The organism is Nocardia camponoti, assembly GCF_014646135.1.
Classification (GTDB): domain Bacteria; phylum Actinomycetota; class Actinomycetes; order Mycobacteriales; family Mycobacteriaceae; genus Nocardia; species Nocardia camponoti.
Window position 1 is genome coordinate 309,943 of the sequence record NZ_BMMW01000001.1, and the last position, 17,011, is coordinate 326,953.

Sequence of the window (17,011 nt, forward strand, 5' to 3'; positions counted from 1 at the left end):
CCTCGCAAAACTCGTCGACACTTGTGCGCCGAAAGGTAGCAAGGGGGTCTGACAACATGCGCGTTCGCGCCGCTGCCGATACGTTCTCTTGGTGTATTGGGATCCGACGCGGTTTGTTTGGGAAGAGTCGGCCGGGACGCCGCTCATCGGGTCCGAGCGGACAGTGCTTGCGGAGCCCGCAACGTATCTGCGCGGTGAGTGGGCTAACCGAGACTGGCGCAACGTGCCCGGCCCGTTTTACGGCGCGTTCACCGATTCCTGCTGGGTCGGACGCCTCGTCGCGCCCGATCACATTGTTTACGAGAACGATCGAGGGAGCGAGGTCGTGTTTCGTCAGCCGCGCAACCCCATCGAGACGCGGCGAGTGCTCGCCGCAGCGGTCAACGATCCGTACCAGTGCTACGCGTGCGACGGTGACAGCCATTGGACTGTGTCGCTGATTCGGGAATGGTGGGCAGACAGGTCGCGAGTCGCGGAGTGGATCGAGGAGCAGTATGCCGCGTGGTCGGTGCTCCCTCGCGACCAGGAGCGGGACGCGGCCTTCGGTCTGCGCGCATACGGCGGCTATTTGAGCGGCGGGCTGGAAGCTGCGCTGCGTGAGTACGCTTTTTGGGTCGACAACGGGCGCGCTGCGGACCCCGGTGAGCTGTTGCCGACCATCGTTTGAGCGAGCGGGCGCAGCCTCAGGGGGCGAGTGGTCGGAGCGGCACGGTTCGCCTGCTACTCGCGTGGGCCTAGCTGCGTGTCCACGCTCGCCAGCCCCCTCGCGGACGTTGCTGGAAAAGCCATGCGCTAGCGCGCGTCGATTTGGATTCAGCATGATCGCAATCGGTCCACTATGGGCGTGAACTGGGCATTATCGGGAGATGAGCGTCAATGGGGACAGCGGGCAGAACCGGGCGGTTCGCGAGAATGTGATTCTTGTGCACTGGCACGACCTCGGACGCCATCTCACCTGCTACGGGGCTCAAGGGGTGGAAAGTCCGCATCTCGACCGGCTCGCTGCCGAGGGGATTCGCTTCACTGACGCCCACGCCACCGCGCCGCTTTGCTCGCCCGCGCGCAGTTCGCTGTTCACCGGGTTGCACCCGCATCGGAACGGGCTCGTCGGGCTCGCGCATCACGGGTTCGAGTACTACGACCACGTCCGCACGCTGCCCGCGCTGCTCGGCGCGAGTGGGTACGACACGGCGCTGTTCGGGATGCAGCATGAGAGCGCTGACCCGTCGCGGTTGGGCTTTGACACCGTTGATGTCTCGGATTCGCTGTGCGATTACGTGGTCGCGCGGTCACAGGAGTGGTTGCGCGACAACGACTCTCGTCAGCCGTTCTTCCTCACCGCGGGGTTCTTCGAAACGCACCGGCCGTATCCGGTTGACGAATATGAACCCGCTGACCCGGAGGCGATCGGCGTGCCTGGCTTCCTGCCTGACGCGCCGGAGGTGCGCGCTGACCTGGCTGGACTGCATGGCAGCATCACCAAGGCCGACGCGGCGGTCGGCCGGTTGCTCGACACTGTCGCCGAACTGGGCCTCGACGAGACCACCTGGATTGTTTTCGTCACCGACCACGGGCTGGCGTTTCCGCGTGCGAAGTCGACGTTGTATGCCGAGGGGACCGGGGTCGCGCTGATCGTGCGGCCGCCGCGGGGACGTCGGCTCGCGCCGCGCGTGTATGACGACCTGTTTTCCGGCGTCGACCTCACGCCAACGATCCTTGACCTGCTCGGGGTCGCGATCCCCGATGACATCGACGGTGATTCGCACGCTGCCGAACTGCTAGCCCCGACGGGCGAGCCGGTGCGCAGCGAGCTGTTCACGCAGAAGACCTACCACGACGCGTTCGATCCGATCCGCGCCGTGCGAACCAAAGAGTTCGCCTACATCGAAAACCTCGCCCCGCGTGACGCTTTGGTGCTTCCGCTCGACATCGCGGACAGCTTGTCGGCCCAAGCTTTGGACCCGCACGCCCTCGCCGCGCCGCGCCCGCGCCGCGAACTGTACGACCTGACCGTCGACCCGTATGAGCGTCACAACGTGGTCGACGAACCGGCGTACCAGTGGACGACGCGCCGCCTGTCGGGGCTGTTGGCGCAGTGGCGGGCGGAGACCCGCGACGTGGTCCCGGACGACAAAACGGGTTCGGCGATCGCGCAGCGTTTTATGGCGGCGTTCTTCGCGAAGGCGGCGGCGAAGAGGGACGCGGAGGAACTACCGTCCCGCCGCCCGCAGGGTGAGCGGCGCGAATTGGTGCCGCCGGGCGCGACGGCGAGTGCGGACCAAGCAGCCGGCTAAGCAGTCAGCGGGCTGGCCAGCAGGTGCAGCGGTCGCCCAGTAAAACCCGCTTGCTCAGCTGCGTACGCTGGACTGATCGTGCGCCCAATTCATGGGCACTAGATTCGACGAGAGGATCAGGCCAGTGCGGGAATCTGTGCGGCCCTTGGCAATCACGGTCGCTGACGCGGTAGCGCAAGCTATGTCCGCCGCGTTGCCGACCGATGTGTCGGGAGCAGATCCGCTGGTCCGACGATCCGATCGTGCCGATTTCCAAGCGAACGTCGCACTATCACTAGCGAATAAGATCGGGCAGCCGCCTCGCGCGGTCGGCGAGGCGATCATGCGGCATCTGGCTGCCGAATCAATTGCGGCGACCGAATTATCCGGTCCCGGATTCATCAATATCTCGGTCACCGGACCGGCGGTGTGGGCTCAGCTCGCAAACCGTGCCGAAATGCCCGAGCTTGGCATCGGTACCCCGCTTGAGGGCGAGAGAATCATCATTGACTATTCGTCGCCCAACATCGCCAAGCAAATGCATGTCGGGCACTTACGTACCACGATTATCGGCGACGCACTCGCACGGGTTCTCGGATTTCTCGGTGCGCAGGTGACGCGGCAGATCCATTACGGCGACTGGGGGACGCAGTTTGGGATGCTCATTCAGTACCTGGACGAGCACCCTGAGGCAAAATGGCATCACGACGACCTGGCTGGCGGTGCGGATGCTCCCATCGAAGCTCTCGATCGTCTCTACCGCGCCGCACGAGCGAAGTTCGAAGCAGAGGCGAGCTTTGCTGACCGCGCGAGATCTCGGGTCGTCGCGTTACAGTCCGGTGACGCCGACACGCTGCGAGTATGGCGCGACCTCGTCACCGAATCGCAGGTCTCGTTTCAGGCGCTGTACGACCGACTCGGTGTCCTCCTCACACCCGACGATGCCGCAGGCGAGTCGACCTACAACCAATACCTTGGCGAAGTCACCGATGAGCTGGTCCGCGCGGGTATCGCGGTCGAAAGCGATGGGGCGCTGTGTGTCTTCTTCGATGAGTTCACTGGCCCCGACGACAAGCCCGTGCCTCTGATCGTGCGCAAGAGTGACGCCGGATACGGTTACGCCGCAACAGATTTGGCGACGATCCGCTATCGCGTCGACAAGCTGAACGCGACTAAGATCCTCTATGTCGTCGACGCCCGGCAGGCGCAACACTTCGAGATGGTCTTCGCGACCGCTCGCCGCGCGGGCTGGCTGACCGAGGATGTCCAAGCGATCCACGTGCCGTTCGGCACTGTGCTTGGTGCCGATGGCCGACCGTTCAAAACGCGTTCTGGATCGACGATTCCGCTGAGCGAATTGCTCGATTCCGCCGTAGGCCGTGCCCGTGACATCGTCACCGAAAAGGCGGGAGACCTTGATGCGGCGACCCTAGATCAGGTTGCCGAAGGTGCGGGAATTGGTTCGGTCAAGTACGCGGACCTATCCGGATCCCGAATCAAAGACTACGTGTTCGATGTCGACCGGATGGTGAGTTTCACCGGAAACACCGGCGTCTACCTGCAGTACGCGCATGCGCGGATCCAATCCATCCTGCGTAACGTCCCAGCCGAGGAGTCCACGCCCACGGTCGTCACCGACCACGAACCCGAGGCTGCCGAGCGCGCCCTCACGCTACTGCTGGACGAGTTCGGCAAAGCGGTCACTGATGTCGCCGATACGCTTGAGCCGCACCGTTTAGCGGGATATCTGTTCGCACTTGCGCAGACTTTCACCACCTTCTACGAGGCTTGTCCGGTGTTGAAGGCGGACGATCCGCAGGTGCGCGGCAACCGTATCGCGCTCTGCCAACAGACTGGTAACACGCTCGCGAAGGGGTTGGAGTTGCTGGGAATCGCCGCGCCCGAACGCATTTAGCCTGCTCTCGACCACTGGATCGGACGATGGCGGGTAATTGCAAGGCAGCACGGGCCAGCGCACCTTCCGCAGGCGCGTCACGCTAGCGGGCAACCGTGCGAAAACCGATGTTGCTTGCCGTTGACTCCGGGGTGTTGTGGGAGCGGGCGGCTACTCGGTAGCGGTAGCAATAGCTGTCGTGGCACAGGTGGGAGCCGCCGCGTAGGACGCGGGATGCGCCCCGTTCCGGGCCCTGTGGGTCGAGTTCGGGGGAGGCGCGGTAGTAGCGGGCGCTGAAGCGGTCGGCACACCATTCCCAGACATTGCCTACCGTGTGGTACAGGCCGAAAGGGTTGGGCTGCAACGACTTTGCGGGCATCGTGCCGACCGGGGCGGTCGGGGACGAAGGGAAATCGCCCTGGAAGATGTTGCAGTCACTTGCCGTTGGGGCTGCGTCGCCCCACGGGAAACGAGCCGATGGCAAACCCCCGCGCGCCGCGAACTCCCACTGCGCTTCCGTCGGCAATGCGCGACCAGCCCACGCGCAATAGGCGAGGGCGTCGCGGTGCGAGACGTGGACCACGGGGTGCAGGGAGTCGGCGTGCGTTCCAGGCCCGCCGGGGTTTCGCCAGTTCGCCCCCGACACCGTCAACCACCAGGGCGTTCCCGGAACGGGCGTGCCCGGTGCCCCGGCATTCGCCTGAAACACCGCCGACGCCCCGAATTCCTCCGCGTCCGTGCGATACCCCGTCGCATCAACAAAGACGGCGAAGTCCGCGACGGTCACCGTCGTCACGTCAATCACGAAGGGCGACAGCCGAACTCGATGCACCGGCAACTCCCCGTCAGCGCGATACCCCTCGTCGTGCGCGTCGCCCATCAAGAAGTCGCCGCCTGAGAGGGCCGCCTGACCAATAGAGTGCCGGACTCGCCCCGTCGGAAAACGGGGCGTGGGCAGGCGGCCCAGATCGACCCCGTCATCGTCTCGACGAGGCCAACCACGACTGGGCGTGCAACAGCTCACTCCAGAATTATCCCGCGCTCAATCAGTAGGGCGATGATGCGGGCCGCCAATTCCTCCACCTCCGCGCCCGTTGTATCGAACGACAGGTCCGGGGTCAGCGGGTCTTCGTAAGGGGCGTCGATGCCCGTCAAGCCACGCAGCTCACCTCGGCGGGCCCGTGCGTACAGACCCTTCGGGTCGCGGCGTTCGCATTCCTCCACCGGGGTGCTCACATGCACCTCGACAAAGGGTAGGTCAGCGGCCTGGTTCAGCTCGCGCGCGATGGTGCGGTCCGAGCGCAGTGGCGACACCATGGACGCAATCGCGATCACGCCCGCATCGGCGAACAAGCGGGTCAGGTGGCCAACGCGGCGGATGTTCTCGGCGCGGTCACCGGGGGAGAAGCCAAGATCGTCGGAGATGCCGTGGCGGATGTTGTCGCCGTCGATCAGGTACGCCACGTGCTTGCGTGAGACAAGCGCGCGTTCCAGCGCCACCGCCACCGTCGACTTCCCCGACGCGGGCAGGCCCGTAAGCCACACCGTCGCCCCACGCTGACCCGTCTTGCCCCACCGTTCAGCGCGACCAAGCGAACTCGGATGCCACTTGATGTCGTTGCGAGTCGCCTTGCCCGGCACCACTTCTCGGGCAACACGGATCGTGCCCGCACCCACCGTGTCGTTCGATGCCTCATCGATGAGGATGAACGCCCCACCGTCGCGGTTGTCCGCGTAGGGATCGGCGACCACGATGGATGACGTCCGCAGCGTGACCGTGCCAATGTCATTGAGCCCCAACTCACTTGGGCTCACCTGCTCAATCAGCGACTCGGGGTCGAGCCGTCGATCAAGCGACTGCACGGTTGCCCGCACCGTCGACGTCGAATGCTTCACCGCGATCCGATCGCCCGCCCGCAACGGTTGCGACGACAACCAACACACCGTCGCCTCCAATTCCCGTGCGGGAACGGGCAAGTGGGCATCGGCCGCGCCGCTGACAATCACATCACCACGGCCGACGTCGATCTCATCAGCGAACTCCACCGACACCGAAAGCGGCGCGACCGCAACGCTCCGATCATCGTCGAGCGTGTCGAGCGAAAGCACGGTTGTCCGCGCGCCAGAAGGGAATACGCGCACGTCATCGCCAACGGCAAGCGTGCCAGCGGCGAGGCGGCCGGTGTAGCGACGGCGATGCTGCCCGGTCGGCCGCGACACCCACTGCACCGGCAACCGCAAATGCGACTGCACTGGCGAAGGTGCGTGCAGCTCAACATCTTCCAGGTACTCAAGCAGCGTTGGGCCCGAATAGAACGGGGTATGCACCGATCGCGTCACCACATTGTCGCCGCGCCTAGCGGCGACCGGAATCGCCAGCAGATCCGACACCCCGATCTGCGCACCGAGTTCGGTCAATTGCCGTGCGACAGCGGCGATCTGGTACGCGTTGTAGTCGATCAGGTCGATCTTGTTCACCGCCGCGATGATGTGCGGGATACCAAGCAGCGACGCGATGCGCGCGTGCCGACGCGTCTGCCGCACCACCCCGGCGCGCGCGTCAACAAGCAACACCGCGACGTGCGCGGTCGACGCCCCGGTGAACATGTTGCGCGTGTACCGCTCATGCCCTGGCGTGTCGGCGAGAATGTAGCTGCGCGTAGGCGTCGAGAAGAACCGATACGCCACGTCGATGGTGATGCCCTGCTCGCGCTCAGCGCGCAACCCATCCGACAGCGCGGCGAGGTCGATGTCGCCATCACCGCTGGTCACGGCGTCAAGGTGATCGGCGGGCAGGCTGCCGGTGTCGTGCAGCAGCCGCCCGATCAGCGTGGATTTACCGTCATCGACGCTGCCCGCGGTGGCGAGGCGAAGAAGTTGTCTGCTCATCAGAAATATCCCTCGCGTTTGCGGTCTTCCATCGCGGCGGCCGACGTGCGGTCGTCGGCGCGCGTGGCACCCCGCTCGCTGACGGTCGCCGCTTCGATTTCGGTGATCACGGCATCGATGTCGGTCGCGGTCGACTCAACCGCGCCGGTGACGGTGAGGTCGCCAACAGTGCGATACCGCACCGACAGCGTTCGAACCTCTTCGCCCGCACGGGGTTTCGTGAACTCCGAGACCGCGAGCAACAGCCCGTCGCGCTCGAACACCTCCCGCTCGGCGGCGAAGTAAATCGACGGCAACGCCAGCTTTTCCACCTGGATATACCGCCAGATATCGAGCTCGGTCCAATTCGACAGCGGGAAAACACGAACCGACTCGCCACGTCGAATCCGCCCGTTATACAGCGACCACGGCTCCGGCCGCTGCGCACGCGGATCCCACTGCCCGAACTCATCGCGGAAGCTGAACACGCGTTCCTTCGCCCGCGCCCGCTCCTCGTCGCGCCGCGCGCCGCCGAACGCGGCGTCGAAACCGCCCGCTTCCAGCGCGTCCAACAACGTTCGCGTTTGTAATCGGTTGCGGGAGCCCGATTTTTCGGTCGACTCCACGACGCGACCGTCGTCAATCGCCTCCTGCACCGACGCGACAACCAGCGTGATCCCGTCCGGGTTCTGCGCGCTCGGCGCGACACGGGCGTCGCGGAAGGCGATTACCTCGTCGAAGTTGTGTCCGGTGTCGACGTGCAGGATCGGGAATGGCAGCGGCGACGGCCGAAAAGCCTTCTCCGCCAAGTGAAGCAGGACAATCGAATCCTTGCCGCCCGAGAACAACAGCACGGGTCGCTCCAACTCGGCGACGACCTCGCGAATGATGTGGACGGCTTCGGCTTCGAGTACGCGCAGTTCGTCAACGCGATCACTACTGGTCATAACGGGTATCCGTTCTCGGCGGCGTCAACGCGATAGCGCGCGGCCCACTCAGCCGAGCGACCGTCGGATTGACGATGCAGCGGCGGCGGGGGAGCCAGGTCAGGGTCTTGACCGAGCGCTTCCAGCACGCGCGCGGTGGCTTTGGTTGGCTCTTTGGTGAGCGTCGGGAAGTCGACTTCCAGCGGCGTGATGTTTTCGGCGGCGAACCAGTCGCGCCACGCCTGATCTTGCGCACGCAGGACCCCCGCGAGATGCGCGATGCCGTCGGCGCGATACCGCGCGCGGTGGTACGCCTCGCCCGCGTCGCCGCGCCACACCCGCGTTTGCACGGCAACCCACATCGACACCGCCTGGCCGACGAGGTCGGGCCGGTGGACGTGGACATAAAGCGGGTCAGCACCGTCGAACAGCGACCGAATCGCCGTGCGGACCGACCCGGTCGCCGAGCGTGTCCGCGCGAGGAGCAGCGGCGTCTGATTCCACATCAGCTTCCCGCCCCACACGCCGTTGGGCGTTGCGCCCTTGCGGAGCAGGTCGGCACGCCACTCGTCGGTGGTTCGGGTATCGACTGTGCCGGGGTCGGTTGGGTCGAGCAAATCGAGCAACGACGGGTCGCTGACACCGGCGAACCATTCGCGCGGCTGCGGCGATAACGACGACGACGCGAAGTATTGGAAGAACTCTTCGGGCTTGCCCGCGACCCCGGTTGCGGCGAGCGATTCGACAAGGAGCGTACTGCCGCTGCGCTGAGAAGCGCAGACAAGATAAGCGGCTGACATGCACCGTAGTGTGCCCAATGTGGCTGAGCTATCAGCGTTTTGAAATCGGTGTGACGCTAATTCACCGAGAAGTTACCCACACAAAACTGCCCACGGCGCGGCACGCCGTGGGCAGTCTCGGAAGTGAAAAGACTAGTCGGTACCGGAGTCCATCGCGGCCTCGTCGAGCGCGGCACCCTCACCGGCGTCCACGCCGGAGTTGATCGCGATCTGATCGCCACCCGACTCCTCGGACAGGGTGTCGAGTTCCGGGTCGCCGAACAGCGCCGAGCGGCCGAGCAGGATCTCGGTCTGCGCGGCGTACTGCTCAAGCTTGGTGCGGCTGTCGGCGATGTCGAGGTTGCGCATGGTCAGCTGACCGATGCGGTCGGTCGGACCGAACGCGGCGTTCTCAGTGCGTTCCATCGACAGCTTGTCGGGGTGGTAGGAGAACGCGGGGCCGTCGGTGGCGAGGATGGTGTAGTCGTCGCCGCGACGCAGGCGCACGGTGACCTCGCCGGTGACCAGCGAAGCAACCCAGCGCTGAATGGACTCACGCAGCATGAACGACTGCGGGTCGAACCAACGGCCCTCGTACATCAGGCGGCCAAGGCGGCGACCCTCGGTGTGGTAGGCCGCGACGGTGTCTTCGTTGTGAATCGCGTTGAGCAGCCGCTCGTAGGTGATCCACAGCAGCGCCATGCCCGGCGCTTCGTAGATGCCGCGCGACTTGGCTTCGATGATGCGGTTCTCAATCTGATCCGACATGCCGAGACCGTGGCGGCCGCCAATGGCGTTGGCCTCCATGACAAGCGCGACCGGGTCGTCGAAACGAACGCCGTTGATCGCGACCGGGCGACCGGCCTCAAACGTCACGGTGACATCTTCGGTGTCGATGACGACCTCGGGGTCCCAGAACTTCACGCCCATGATCGGCTCGACAGTCTCAAGCGAAACATCAAGGTGCTCAAGGGTTTTCGCCTCGTGCGTGGCACCCCAGATGTTGGCGTCGGTGGAGTACGCCTTCTCGGTGGAGTCGCGGTAGGGCAGGTTGTGCGCGACGAGCCACTCGCTCATCTCAGCGCGACCACCCAGCTCGGTGACGAAATCGGCGTCAAGCCACGGCTTGTAGATGCGCAGCGCCGGGTTGGCGAGCAGACCGTAACGGTAGAACCGCTCGATGTCGTTGCCCTTGAACGTTGACCCGTCGCCCCAAATGTCAACGCCGTCTTCGCGCATCGCGCGCACCAGCATGGTGCCGGTGACCGCGCGGCCAAGCGGCGTGGTGTTGAAGTAGGTGCGGCCACCCGACCGGATGTGGAAGGCGCCGCACGCGAGCGCGGCAAGACCCTCTTCGACCAGCTCACGGCGACAATCGATCGCGCGCGCCAACTCAGCGCCGTACGCGATGGCACGGGCGGGGACGCCGGAGATGTCGGGCTCGTCGTACTGGCCGATGTCGGCGGTGTAAGTGCAGGGAATGGCGCCCTTGTCACGCATCCACGCGACTGCCACCGAGGTATCGAGGCCGCCGGAGAAGGCGATACCGACACGCTCGCCCTTCGGGAGGGACGTCAGAACCTTGCTCAAATCAATCTCTTTCCGAGTCGGTTGCCGGTAGCGGGATGCCGCTGCTCAGTTGATGATCGTACCGACCCGCCGCGCGGTGTTAGCTGACCAGGGTCGCCGCGCCGAACGACACATGAAAACGGGCGCACCAAATGCTGACTCCGGTGAACCGGGACAGGTCGGTGCCGGGCGGAATCGAATAATTCTGATTGCCCTCGTTGCCTTGCAGCGGCCCCAAATCGAGGTAGGTGCCGTCGTCGGCGTTGTGCCAGTCGTCGGGGGTGACCGGCTGGTCAGTGAGGTACACGTGCAATGCGGGACCGTCGGAGGTGCGCAGGTCAGTGAGACGCAACACGGTGCCGTCGACGGTCGACGCGATGGTGACGGTGCCCGAGGTTTCGTGCTCGTGCGAGATCAAGGTGCCATGCGCCAGCGGTGGCACCGGCGCGCCAGCCGAGTTGGTTGCCGCCGCGATCGGGGCTTCATCGACGCGGGTGGTCGTGAACAGTCGCCACGGCTGGAACAGCGACAGCGCGACGATCAGGCCAACAACGACGATCGCGCCCAAGGCGACGAGCCACAGGCGTTTCATGTCTCGTCAGTCTCCGGCGCGTCCGGCGCGCTAGCTGGTTGCTCGGCGACCGGGGTAATCCGGATGACGCCCGCGCTCAGATCCAAGTCGACGCGCGGGTGATCCTGCCCGTCGCTGTCCCCGCCAGCTTCGCTACCCAGCTTCTGACCAGGGAAAAGTTCGCCCATAATGCCCACCCAGTCGAGGGTACTCGGGCAGGGCCCACCAAAAGCTCACCAGAAGCTCACCAGAAGCGAGGTGTCAACCCCCATGCGGCGAATTCGGCGGCGATCACGTCTTGCAGGGCTTCGCGGGTGGGGAAGCGGTCGGGGTCGGCGCCCGTGACGACCAGTCGCGCGGTGGTTTCGTCGTGGGAAAACGCGAAGTTCACGCCAACCTCGATGCCACGGAACAACTCGATCGGGCCCGGGTTCACGACGGGACGCATCACGATGTCGGTCGCGCGATGGCCGCCGATGGTCGCGATCTGCTGTGCGGTGCTGCCCATGTTCGTGCACAGGCACTCGGGCGCTTTCGCCGTGCGCGCGAACTTATGCAGCACGAACTTCGGCAGCAACATCTGCACCGGCTGCAAATGCTGGATCGGCGGAATCGTTTCGGGGTTGCGGTAGGCGAGGCCCGCGGCCTTGAGCGCGGCGCGGATCGTCGGCAGATCGGCGCGTTCGCCCGCGCGGTAGTCGACGCTGATCGGCAAACCGGTGGTCGCGTTGGCGCGACGGTCGTCGGCTTCGCGCATCGAATGCGGGATGTCGACGCGGACCTTGGCGCTGTCACCGATACGGCCCGTGCGACCGAAGACGCCGACGGCGAGCCCGATCAGCAGACCGTTGGTCGTGCCGCCCGCCGCGTGCGCGACGGCGTTCCACTCCGCCAAGTCGACCTGCACGATCGCATCGGCGGCCCGGTACGTCTCGGGCAGGTCGAGCTTGGGCTCGACGGGACGCGGGTTGCGCGCGGGTTCGCTCACGCCCTTGGCCTTGCGCGCCGCGCGCACCCCACGCGCGACCGCGCGCAGCTGATGTCGCGCATCGGCAAGATCAGCGGCGAGCCGACCGCGACCAGCGACCGGACCAACGAGCCGACCCGACGAACTGTCGCGGTCGGGCGCTAACCCCGCGTTGAGGCGGTTGAGCGAGTCGGTGAGCGCGACCATCGCCCCGCCGCCGTCGCACGCGACATGCGACGCGACGAACGTGACGAGCGTGCCGCCGGAAGCCAGGGGCGCGCCAGCCAACTGCCACACTTCGCCGGATTCCGGGTCGAATTCGACCTGGGCGCGCGCGAGAAACCAGTCGAGCGCGTCTTCGTCAGCGACCGGCTCGTCCGACCAGACAAGCGGCATCGTCGAGGTCGCGGGCTCCCAGTGCGCACGCGCGATCGGGAACCGCGTCGTCCGCACTCGACGCGCGACCGAGCTGACCGCCAAATGCGCGTGCCACTGCTCAAGCAACTCGCGATCAAGTCGCGTTTCGAAGCGGTAGGCGAGCTGGTTGACCAGTGCGTTCGGGTACAGGCTGTGCAGTTTGAAGAACAGGTCGTCGTCGGCGGTGATCCGGTTGAGGCCGGTCTCGGTTGCCGACACCTGCGCGGGCGCGGTGACAGTCATCGCGATACTCCTAGCGACTAACGGGAACGAAGCGTGCGGACGGTGAGCGGCGCGAAGATCACGACAACGACGATCGACGCGACAAGCGACAGGACCGCGTCGGTGCCAACCGTGCCGTGGTTGGCCAGCTCGCGCACGGCCGAGACCAGGTAGGAAACGGGGTTGAGGTCGGAAACGTGCCGCATCCAGGTCGGCATCGCTTCCTCAGGGACAAGCGCGTTCGATGCGAAGCCGAGGAAGGTGAGCACCAGCATCGACATGCCTTGCACCGCGGCGGGTTTCGCGACCGTCGCGCCGATGAAGGCGAACAGCCAACTGATCGCGGTCGTCGCGAAAACAACGAGAACCGCGCCGGCGAGGAAACCGCCAACGTGCGGCGGGTGGTAGCCCATGCACAGGCCGACGATCACGACCGTCGTCGCGGCGAGCACATACCGAACCGCTCCCGCGAGCAATGCGCCAGCAACCGGCGCGCTGCGGGCGATCGGCATCGCGACGAAGCGATCGAATACCCCCGAATGGATGTCTTCGGACAGCGAAACACCCGTGGCAACCGACGACGTAAGCACGATCTGGACAAGTACGCCCGGAATCATGGTCGGCAGGTACGCCTCCATGCTGCCCGCGATCGCGGTGCCGAAAATGCTGCCGAACAGCACAGGGCCAACGATCGGCAACAGCAGCGCGTCATAGAGCAACTGCGGGCTGTGTCGGAACGTGAGCAGCCCGCGCCACGCCATCATCAGCGAGTGGCTCAGCGCCGCCATCGGGCCAACGCGGGTCACGCGAGGCTTGCGTACAACCTGTGCGGGGGTGAGAGTGGACGTCATCAAAGCAACTTTCTGCTGGTCACGCGGCGGCGTCGGCTTTGGCAGTCGACTGCGCGTGCCCGGTCAGGGCGAGGAAGACCTCGTTTAGGTCAGGACGGTCAATCGCGAAGCCGCGCAAGGTAATTCCGGCAGCGCGACAGCCAGCGACGATGTCGGCACCTACGGCAACGTCGCTCAGCGGCACGGTGAGCGTGCCCGTCGATGAGCCCTCGGGCACCTCGCCGGTCAGTGTTTCGATCAGCGCTTCGGCGTGACGCATCTGGGCGACGTCGGGAATGTCGAGGCGCAACACCTGCTCACCAATCGACGACTTCAGCTCGGCGGCGGTGCCCTCGGCGACGAGCGACCCGCGGTCGATCACCGCGATCCGGTCGGCAAGGGCGTCGGCCTCGTCGAGGTACTGCGTGGTGAGCAACACGGTGGCGCCTCGGGCGACGAGCCCGCGCACAACGCCCCACATCCGGTCGCGGGTGTGCGGGTCGAGACCGGTGGTCGGCTCGTCGAGGAAGATCAGCGGCGGCACGGTAATCAGCGTGGCAGCCAGGTCAAGACGACGGCGCATACCGCCGGAGAACGCGCTCACCGACCGCGACGCGACCGCGCTGAGTTCGAATTCCTCAAGCAGTTCATCGCACCGCGCCGCTGCTTCGCGACGGGAAAGCCCGAGCAGTCGACCGAACAGCTTCAGGTTCTCGGCCGCGCTCAGCGTTTCGTCGACCGACGCGTACTGGCCGGTGAGCCCGATCATCGACCGCACCGCTGTCGCGTCACGGACGACGTCGTAGCCGAACACCTCGGCGCTCCCGCGATCGGGGCGAAGCAGGGTCGCGAGCATGCGCACCGTCGTCGTCTTGCCAGCGCCATTCGGGCCGAGCATCGCGAACACCGTGCCCGCTTCGATCGTCAGGTCGACGCTGCCGACGGCGGTGAAGTCGCCATAGGACTTGCCGATGCCGGTCGCGCGGACGGCGATCTCGGTGGTTGTCACTGCATTCTCCCAGCGTGATCGAGTTCGACAGTCGGAAAGCGAAGCGGCGCAATGCTTTCCACCTGATCGGCAGCGCGCGCGACGCCATCGTCGGTGAAGTGATGCGCGTAAGCGGCAGCGTGGGCGACCACGTCGGGGTCGGCGATCTGGTCGAGCGCGGCGGTGAGGGTGTTCTCGGCGAGCTTGGTCGATGGCATCGTCGCGGCGAGGCCACGCTTGGTCAGCGCGTGCCCCCAGTACGGCTGATCGGCCTGCACCGAGCAGATGACCTGCGGAATGCCGGCGCGCAATGCCGCCGCTGTCGTGCCCGCGCCGCCGTGATGCACGGCGGCAACGCAGCGCGGGAAGACAACGGCGTGGTTGACCTGCTCGACAATGGCGACATCGGCCGACAGTTCGGTGTCAATGCCCGCCCAGCCCGACGCGAGCAGGAGGCGGCGGCCACGTCGCGCGCAGATCGCCCGCACCATCGCGACAAGCGCGGCGGGATCGTCGACGGCCATCGACCCGAACCCGACGTAAATGGGCGCGGGCCCGGCGTCGAGCCAGGCAAGCAGTTCGGGGTCGACCGGGGAACCGAACAGCCCGTCCCGATCGACCGGGAAACCGGTGACCGGATGAAAGTCAGGCAGTTCAGCGGCCAGACCGGGGAACAGGTCGATGTCGTAAGCCTGGATGGAAAGCCGGTGCGGCAGTTCGTGTTTCACGATGCCGAACTCGGCGAGCGGCTTCTTCAGTGCGGCGTCGCGCGCCCAGCGCAAGCCGCGCCACACCCGTCGATTAAGCCCGCGCGGCACCCGGTCGCCCCACGGCGCGGCGATCACCGACACCGACCGCGACGGATGAATCGGGAAGAAATGCACCGCCGCCAGCGGCAACCCGACGCGACGCGCGACCGTTTCGGCCGCCTCTTCGCCCGCCATCCCGGTCACCAGCACATGGTGACCGGGGGCGAGCGCGAGGAGATCACGCGCGCCTTCGGCGACGCCGCGTCGTTGCAAATCGAGCACCGCCGCCATCCGCTGCCGGGGCGATGGACTCCGAAACCGCTCGTCTTCATGTTGAGTGCGAAGCAATTCGGCACTGTCACAACCGAATTCGACCGCGTCAACACCGTGCGCTTTGGCGAAGTCGACCAGGTTGGGCGACAACGCGAGCGTCACGGCATGCCCGCGCGCGATGAGTTCGCGCGCGAGCAGGATGCCGGGCTGAGCGTCGCCTCGGCTGCCGGTGAAGGCGAGCAGTGCACGCACGATCAGCCCGCGCTGACCGCGGTGGTCGTCGCGGTGTCGACCGGCTGCGTGGTTGTCGCGACCGAGTAGATCGCCCGCGCGAACGCGGCGAGGTAGGCGTCCATGATCTCGGCGGGCATCCCGGCCGGGTAGCGCGTCGACACGTACAGGCCCTCAGGGCCGCGCACGACCCAGAAGTACACCTCGTCGGTGGAGTACGACACCGCGCGCAGGGTACGTCCGCGCAGGTCAGCGACGATTTCGTAGTCGGGAAGCAGACGGATGTCGAGGAACGACGACCCGAACGAAGGGCCGCTCAGCGCGCCCGCCATCGCCATCGCGCGCCCGAACGACGCGTCGTTGCAGGTGTGGGCGCGCTTGAGCGCGGTGCGGGTCGCGTCGAGCGCGGCGTGCATGTCGGCACCGGCGGGCACGGTGATGTCGAGCGGAACGACATTGACGAACCAGCCCATCGACATCAGCCACTTGAGGTCGGGGCGGGTCGCGATCGGCATCACGGTGCGGAAGCGGTCTTCGCCGAACACCTCATACGAGGCGACAGCGAGGGCGGCGAACACCGCCGTCGACAGTCGATGCCGCACGCCGTTGAGCGCGGCTTCGACCTGTTCGAGCTGATCGAGGGTCAACAGCGTGCGCGACACACTTGGCTGCGCGTGCTCGCCGTCGAGCTCAGCGACGTGGTCGGCACCGAAACGGGGTGTTGGCTGACCGGCTCCGCCAAGGAAGTCGCGCCACACCCCCACCGCGGGGGAGTCGGGGGTCAGCTCCTCGGCGGCGGCGCGTTCGATCGCGGCGAAGTCGGCGGCACTCGCGAAGATCGCGGGCGCTTCCTCGACGCTGTCGGTGCCGACCTCGGCGTAGAGCTTGCGCAGCTCAAGAATGAGAACGGCCTGGGAGTAGGCGTCCATGACCGAGTGGTCAGCGCCGACGAGCACGGTGAAGTCGTTGGTGTCGTGGGCGACGGTCGCGACAAGCAGGTGCGGCCAGACGAGCGCGGAGAGGCGCAGCTCAAGGACACCGGAGAGGAATTCATTGATCTCGTCGCCGTCGGTCAGGTCGGCAACGGGCACACCGGCGACGCGGACGGTGCCCGGCGCGGTGGTGACGCGGCGGTAGTCGCCGCCGCTGGTCGGGGTGACGGTGGTGCGGAACGCCTCGTGCCGGTCATGCCACAGCTCAAGGGTGCGCGCCCACTGCTTCGCATCAAGCGGGGCGTCCATTTCGAAGATGGTGCCGATCCAGCGGCCACGGCCGGGCGCGGGGTCTTCGGGGTCGAGGAAGCCCAGGTACTGCGCGTGCACGCTCGCCAGCGGGCGGTCGTCGTCGGCCCAGGTGCCCGGGGCGGAGGTCTCGGGAGTCCAGATCGTCAGGTCGCCGGAACGAATCTGAAATTCGGAGAGATGGGTGTATTCCATGCCGGGTTACCTCAGAGT

The 17,011-nt window shown here is 66.1% G+C and carries 15 protein-coding genes; 3 read left to right on the forward strand and 12 right to left on the reverse strand.

Features of this window, described 5'->3' with window-relative positions; genetic code table 11:
• Nucleotides 1-91: 91 nt before the first annotated feature.
• The 3 genes from IEX78_RS01335 to argS all read left to right on the forward strand — a co-directional run bounded on the left by IEX78_RS01335 (nt 92) and on the right by argS (nt 4,188).
• The gene (locus tag IEX78_RS01335; protein WP_229683632.1) at nt 92-667 is read left to right on the forward strand and encodes a ferredoxin; all 576 of its coding nucleotides are present in this window, start codon (nt 92-94) and stop codon (nt 665-667) included.
• Between the two features lie 199 nt (nt 668-866).
• A complete protein-coding gene (locus IEX78_RS01340) occupies nt 867-2,294 on the forward strand; it encodes a sulfatase family protein (protein ID WP_188826862.1) in 1,428 nt (475 codons plus the stop codon).
• A 124-nt stretch (nt 2,295-2,418) separates the two neighbouring features.
• Complete coding sequence (gene argS / locus IEX78_RS01345; protein WP_229683633.1) at nt 2,419-4,188, forward strand: arginine--tRNA ligase; 1,770 nt, start codon at nt 2,419-2,421, stop codon at nt 4,186-4,188.
• 82 nt (nt 4,189-4,270) lie between these two features.
• On the opposite strand, the gene IEX78_RS01350 is transcribed toward argS, so the two are convergent.
• The 12 genes from IEX78_RS01350 to IEX78_RS01405 form a co-directional block, all read right to left on the reverse strand.
• Nucleotides 4,271-5,191: a formylglycine-generating enzyme family protein gene (locus IEX78_RS01350; protein WP_444543783.1), complete on the reverse strand. Its 921-nt coding sequence runs from the start codon at nt 5,189-5,191 to the stop codon at nt 4,271-4,273.
• Nucleotides 5,188-7,056, reverse strand: a complete 1,869-nt coding sequence (cysC, locus tag IEX78_RS01355) for an adenylyl-sulfate kinase (protein ID WP_188826865.1) — start codon at nt 7,054-7,056, stop codon at nt 5,188-5,190. Before cysC ends, IEX78_RS01350 begins: the two co-directional genes overlap by 4 nt.
• On the reverse strand, nt 7,056-7,982 hold the full coding sequence (cysD, locus tag IEX78_RS01360) for a sulfate adenylyltransferase subunit CysD (protein ID WP_188826866.1): 927 nt from the start codon (nt 7,980-7,982) through the stop codon (nt 7,056-7,058). The genes cysC and cysD overlap by 1 nt, the downstream gene beginning before the upstream one ends.
• The gene (gene stf0 / locus IEX78_RS01365) at nt 7,979-8,761 is read right to left on the reverse strand and encodes a trehalose 2-sulfotransferase (RefSeq protein WP_188826867.1); all 783 of its coding nucleotides are present in this window, start codon (nt 8,759-8,761) and stop codon (nt 7,979-7,981) included. The genes cysD and stf0 overlap by 4 nt, the downstream gene beginning before the upstream one ends.
• Before the next feature lie 132 nt (nt 8,762-8,893).
• Nucleotides 8,894-10,330 (reverse strand): argininosuccinate synthase, encoded by a 1,437-nt coding sequence (argG, locus tag IEX78_RS01370; RefSeq protein ID WP_188826868.1) that lies wholly within the window; start codon nt 10,328-10,330, stop codon nt 8,894-8,896.
• Nucleotides 10,331-10,409: 79 nt separating this feature from the next.
• A complete protein-coding gene (locus tag IEX78_RS01375) occupies nt 10,410-10,901 on the reverse strand; it encodes a DM13 domain-containing protein (RefSeq protein WP_188826869.1) in 492 nt (163 codons plus the stop codon).
• On the reverse strand, nt 10,898-11,077 hold the full coding sequence (locus IEX78_RS01380) for a hypothetical protein (RefSeq protein WP_188828324.1): 180 nt from the start codon (nt 11,075-11,077) through the stop codon (nt 10,898-10,900). Before IEX78_RS01380 ends, IEX78_RS01375 begins: the two co-directional genes overlap by 4 nt.
• Before the next feature lie 47 nt (nt 11,078-11,124).
• Nucleotides 11,125-12,507, reverse strand: a complete 1,383-nt coding sequence (locus tag IEX78_RS01385; RefSeq protein WP_188826870.1) for a hypothetical protein — start codon at nt 12,505-12,507, stop codon at nt 11,125-11,127.
• Nucleotides 12,508-12,524: 17 nt separating this feature from the next.
• Complete coding sequence (locus IEX78_RS01390) at nt 12,525-13,337, reverse strand: ABC transporter permease (protein ID WP_188826871.1); 813 nt, start codon at nt 13,335-13,337, stop codon at nt 12,525-12,527.
• Nucleotides 13,338-13,356: 19 nt separating this feature from the next.
• A complete protein-coding gene (locus tag IEX78_RS01395) occupies nt 13,357-14,325 on the reverse strand; it encodes an ATP-binding cassette domain-containing protein (RefSeq protein ID WP_188826872.1) in 969 nt (322 codons plus the stop codon).
• Nucleotides 14,322-15,578, reverse strand: coding sequence for a glycosyltransferase (locus IEX78_RS01400; RefSeq protein ID WP_188826873.1), 1,257 nt, complete (start codon nt 15,576-15,578; stop codon nt 14,322-14,324). Before IEX78_RS01400 ends, IEX78_RS01395 begins: the two co-directional genes overlap by 4 nt.
• A gap of 2 nt (nt 15,579-15,580) precedes the next feature.
• Nucleotides 15,581-16,993: a condensation domain-containing protein gene (locus IEX78_RS01405; RefSeq protein ID WP_188826874.1), complete on the reverse strand. Its 1,413-nt coding sequence runs from the start codon at nt 16,991-16,993 to the stop codon at nt 15,581-15,583.
• Between the last annotated feature and the right edge of the window lie 18 nt (nt 16,994-17,011).

Coding starts and splice junctions, on each gene's coding strand:
- IEX78_RS01405 (WP_188826874.1), bottom strand. CDS start 16,993: ATGGAATACACCCATCTCTCCGAATTTCAGATTCGTTCCGGCGACCTG.
- IEX78_RS01390 (WP_188826871.1), bottom strand. CDS start 13,337: ATGACGTCCACTCTCACCCCCGCACAGGTTGTACGCAAGCCTCGCGTG.
- IEX78_RS01340 (WP_188826862.1), top strand. CDS start 867: ATGAGCGTCAATGGGGACAGCGGGCAGAACCGGGCGGTTCGCGAGAAT.
- stf0 (WP_188826867.1), bottom strand. CDS start 8,761: ATGTCAGCCGCTTATCTTGTCTGCGCTTCTCAGCGCAGCGGCAGTACG.
- cysD (WP_188826866.1), bottom strand. CDS start 7,982: ATGACCAGTAGTGATCGCGTTGACGAACTGCGCGTACTCGAAGCCGAA.
- cysC (WP_188826865.1), bottom strand. CDS start 7,056: ATGAGCAGACAACTTCTTCGCCTCGCCACCGCGGGCAGCGTCGATGAC.
- IEX78_RS01375 (WP_188826869.1), bottom strand. CDS start 10,901: ATGAAACGCCTGTGGCTCGTCGCCTTGGGCGCGATCGTCGTTGTTGGC.
- IEX78_RS01385 (WP_188826870.1), bottom strand. CDS start 12,507: ATGACTGTCACCGCGCCCGCGCAGGTGTCGGCAACCGAGACCGGCCTC.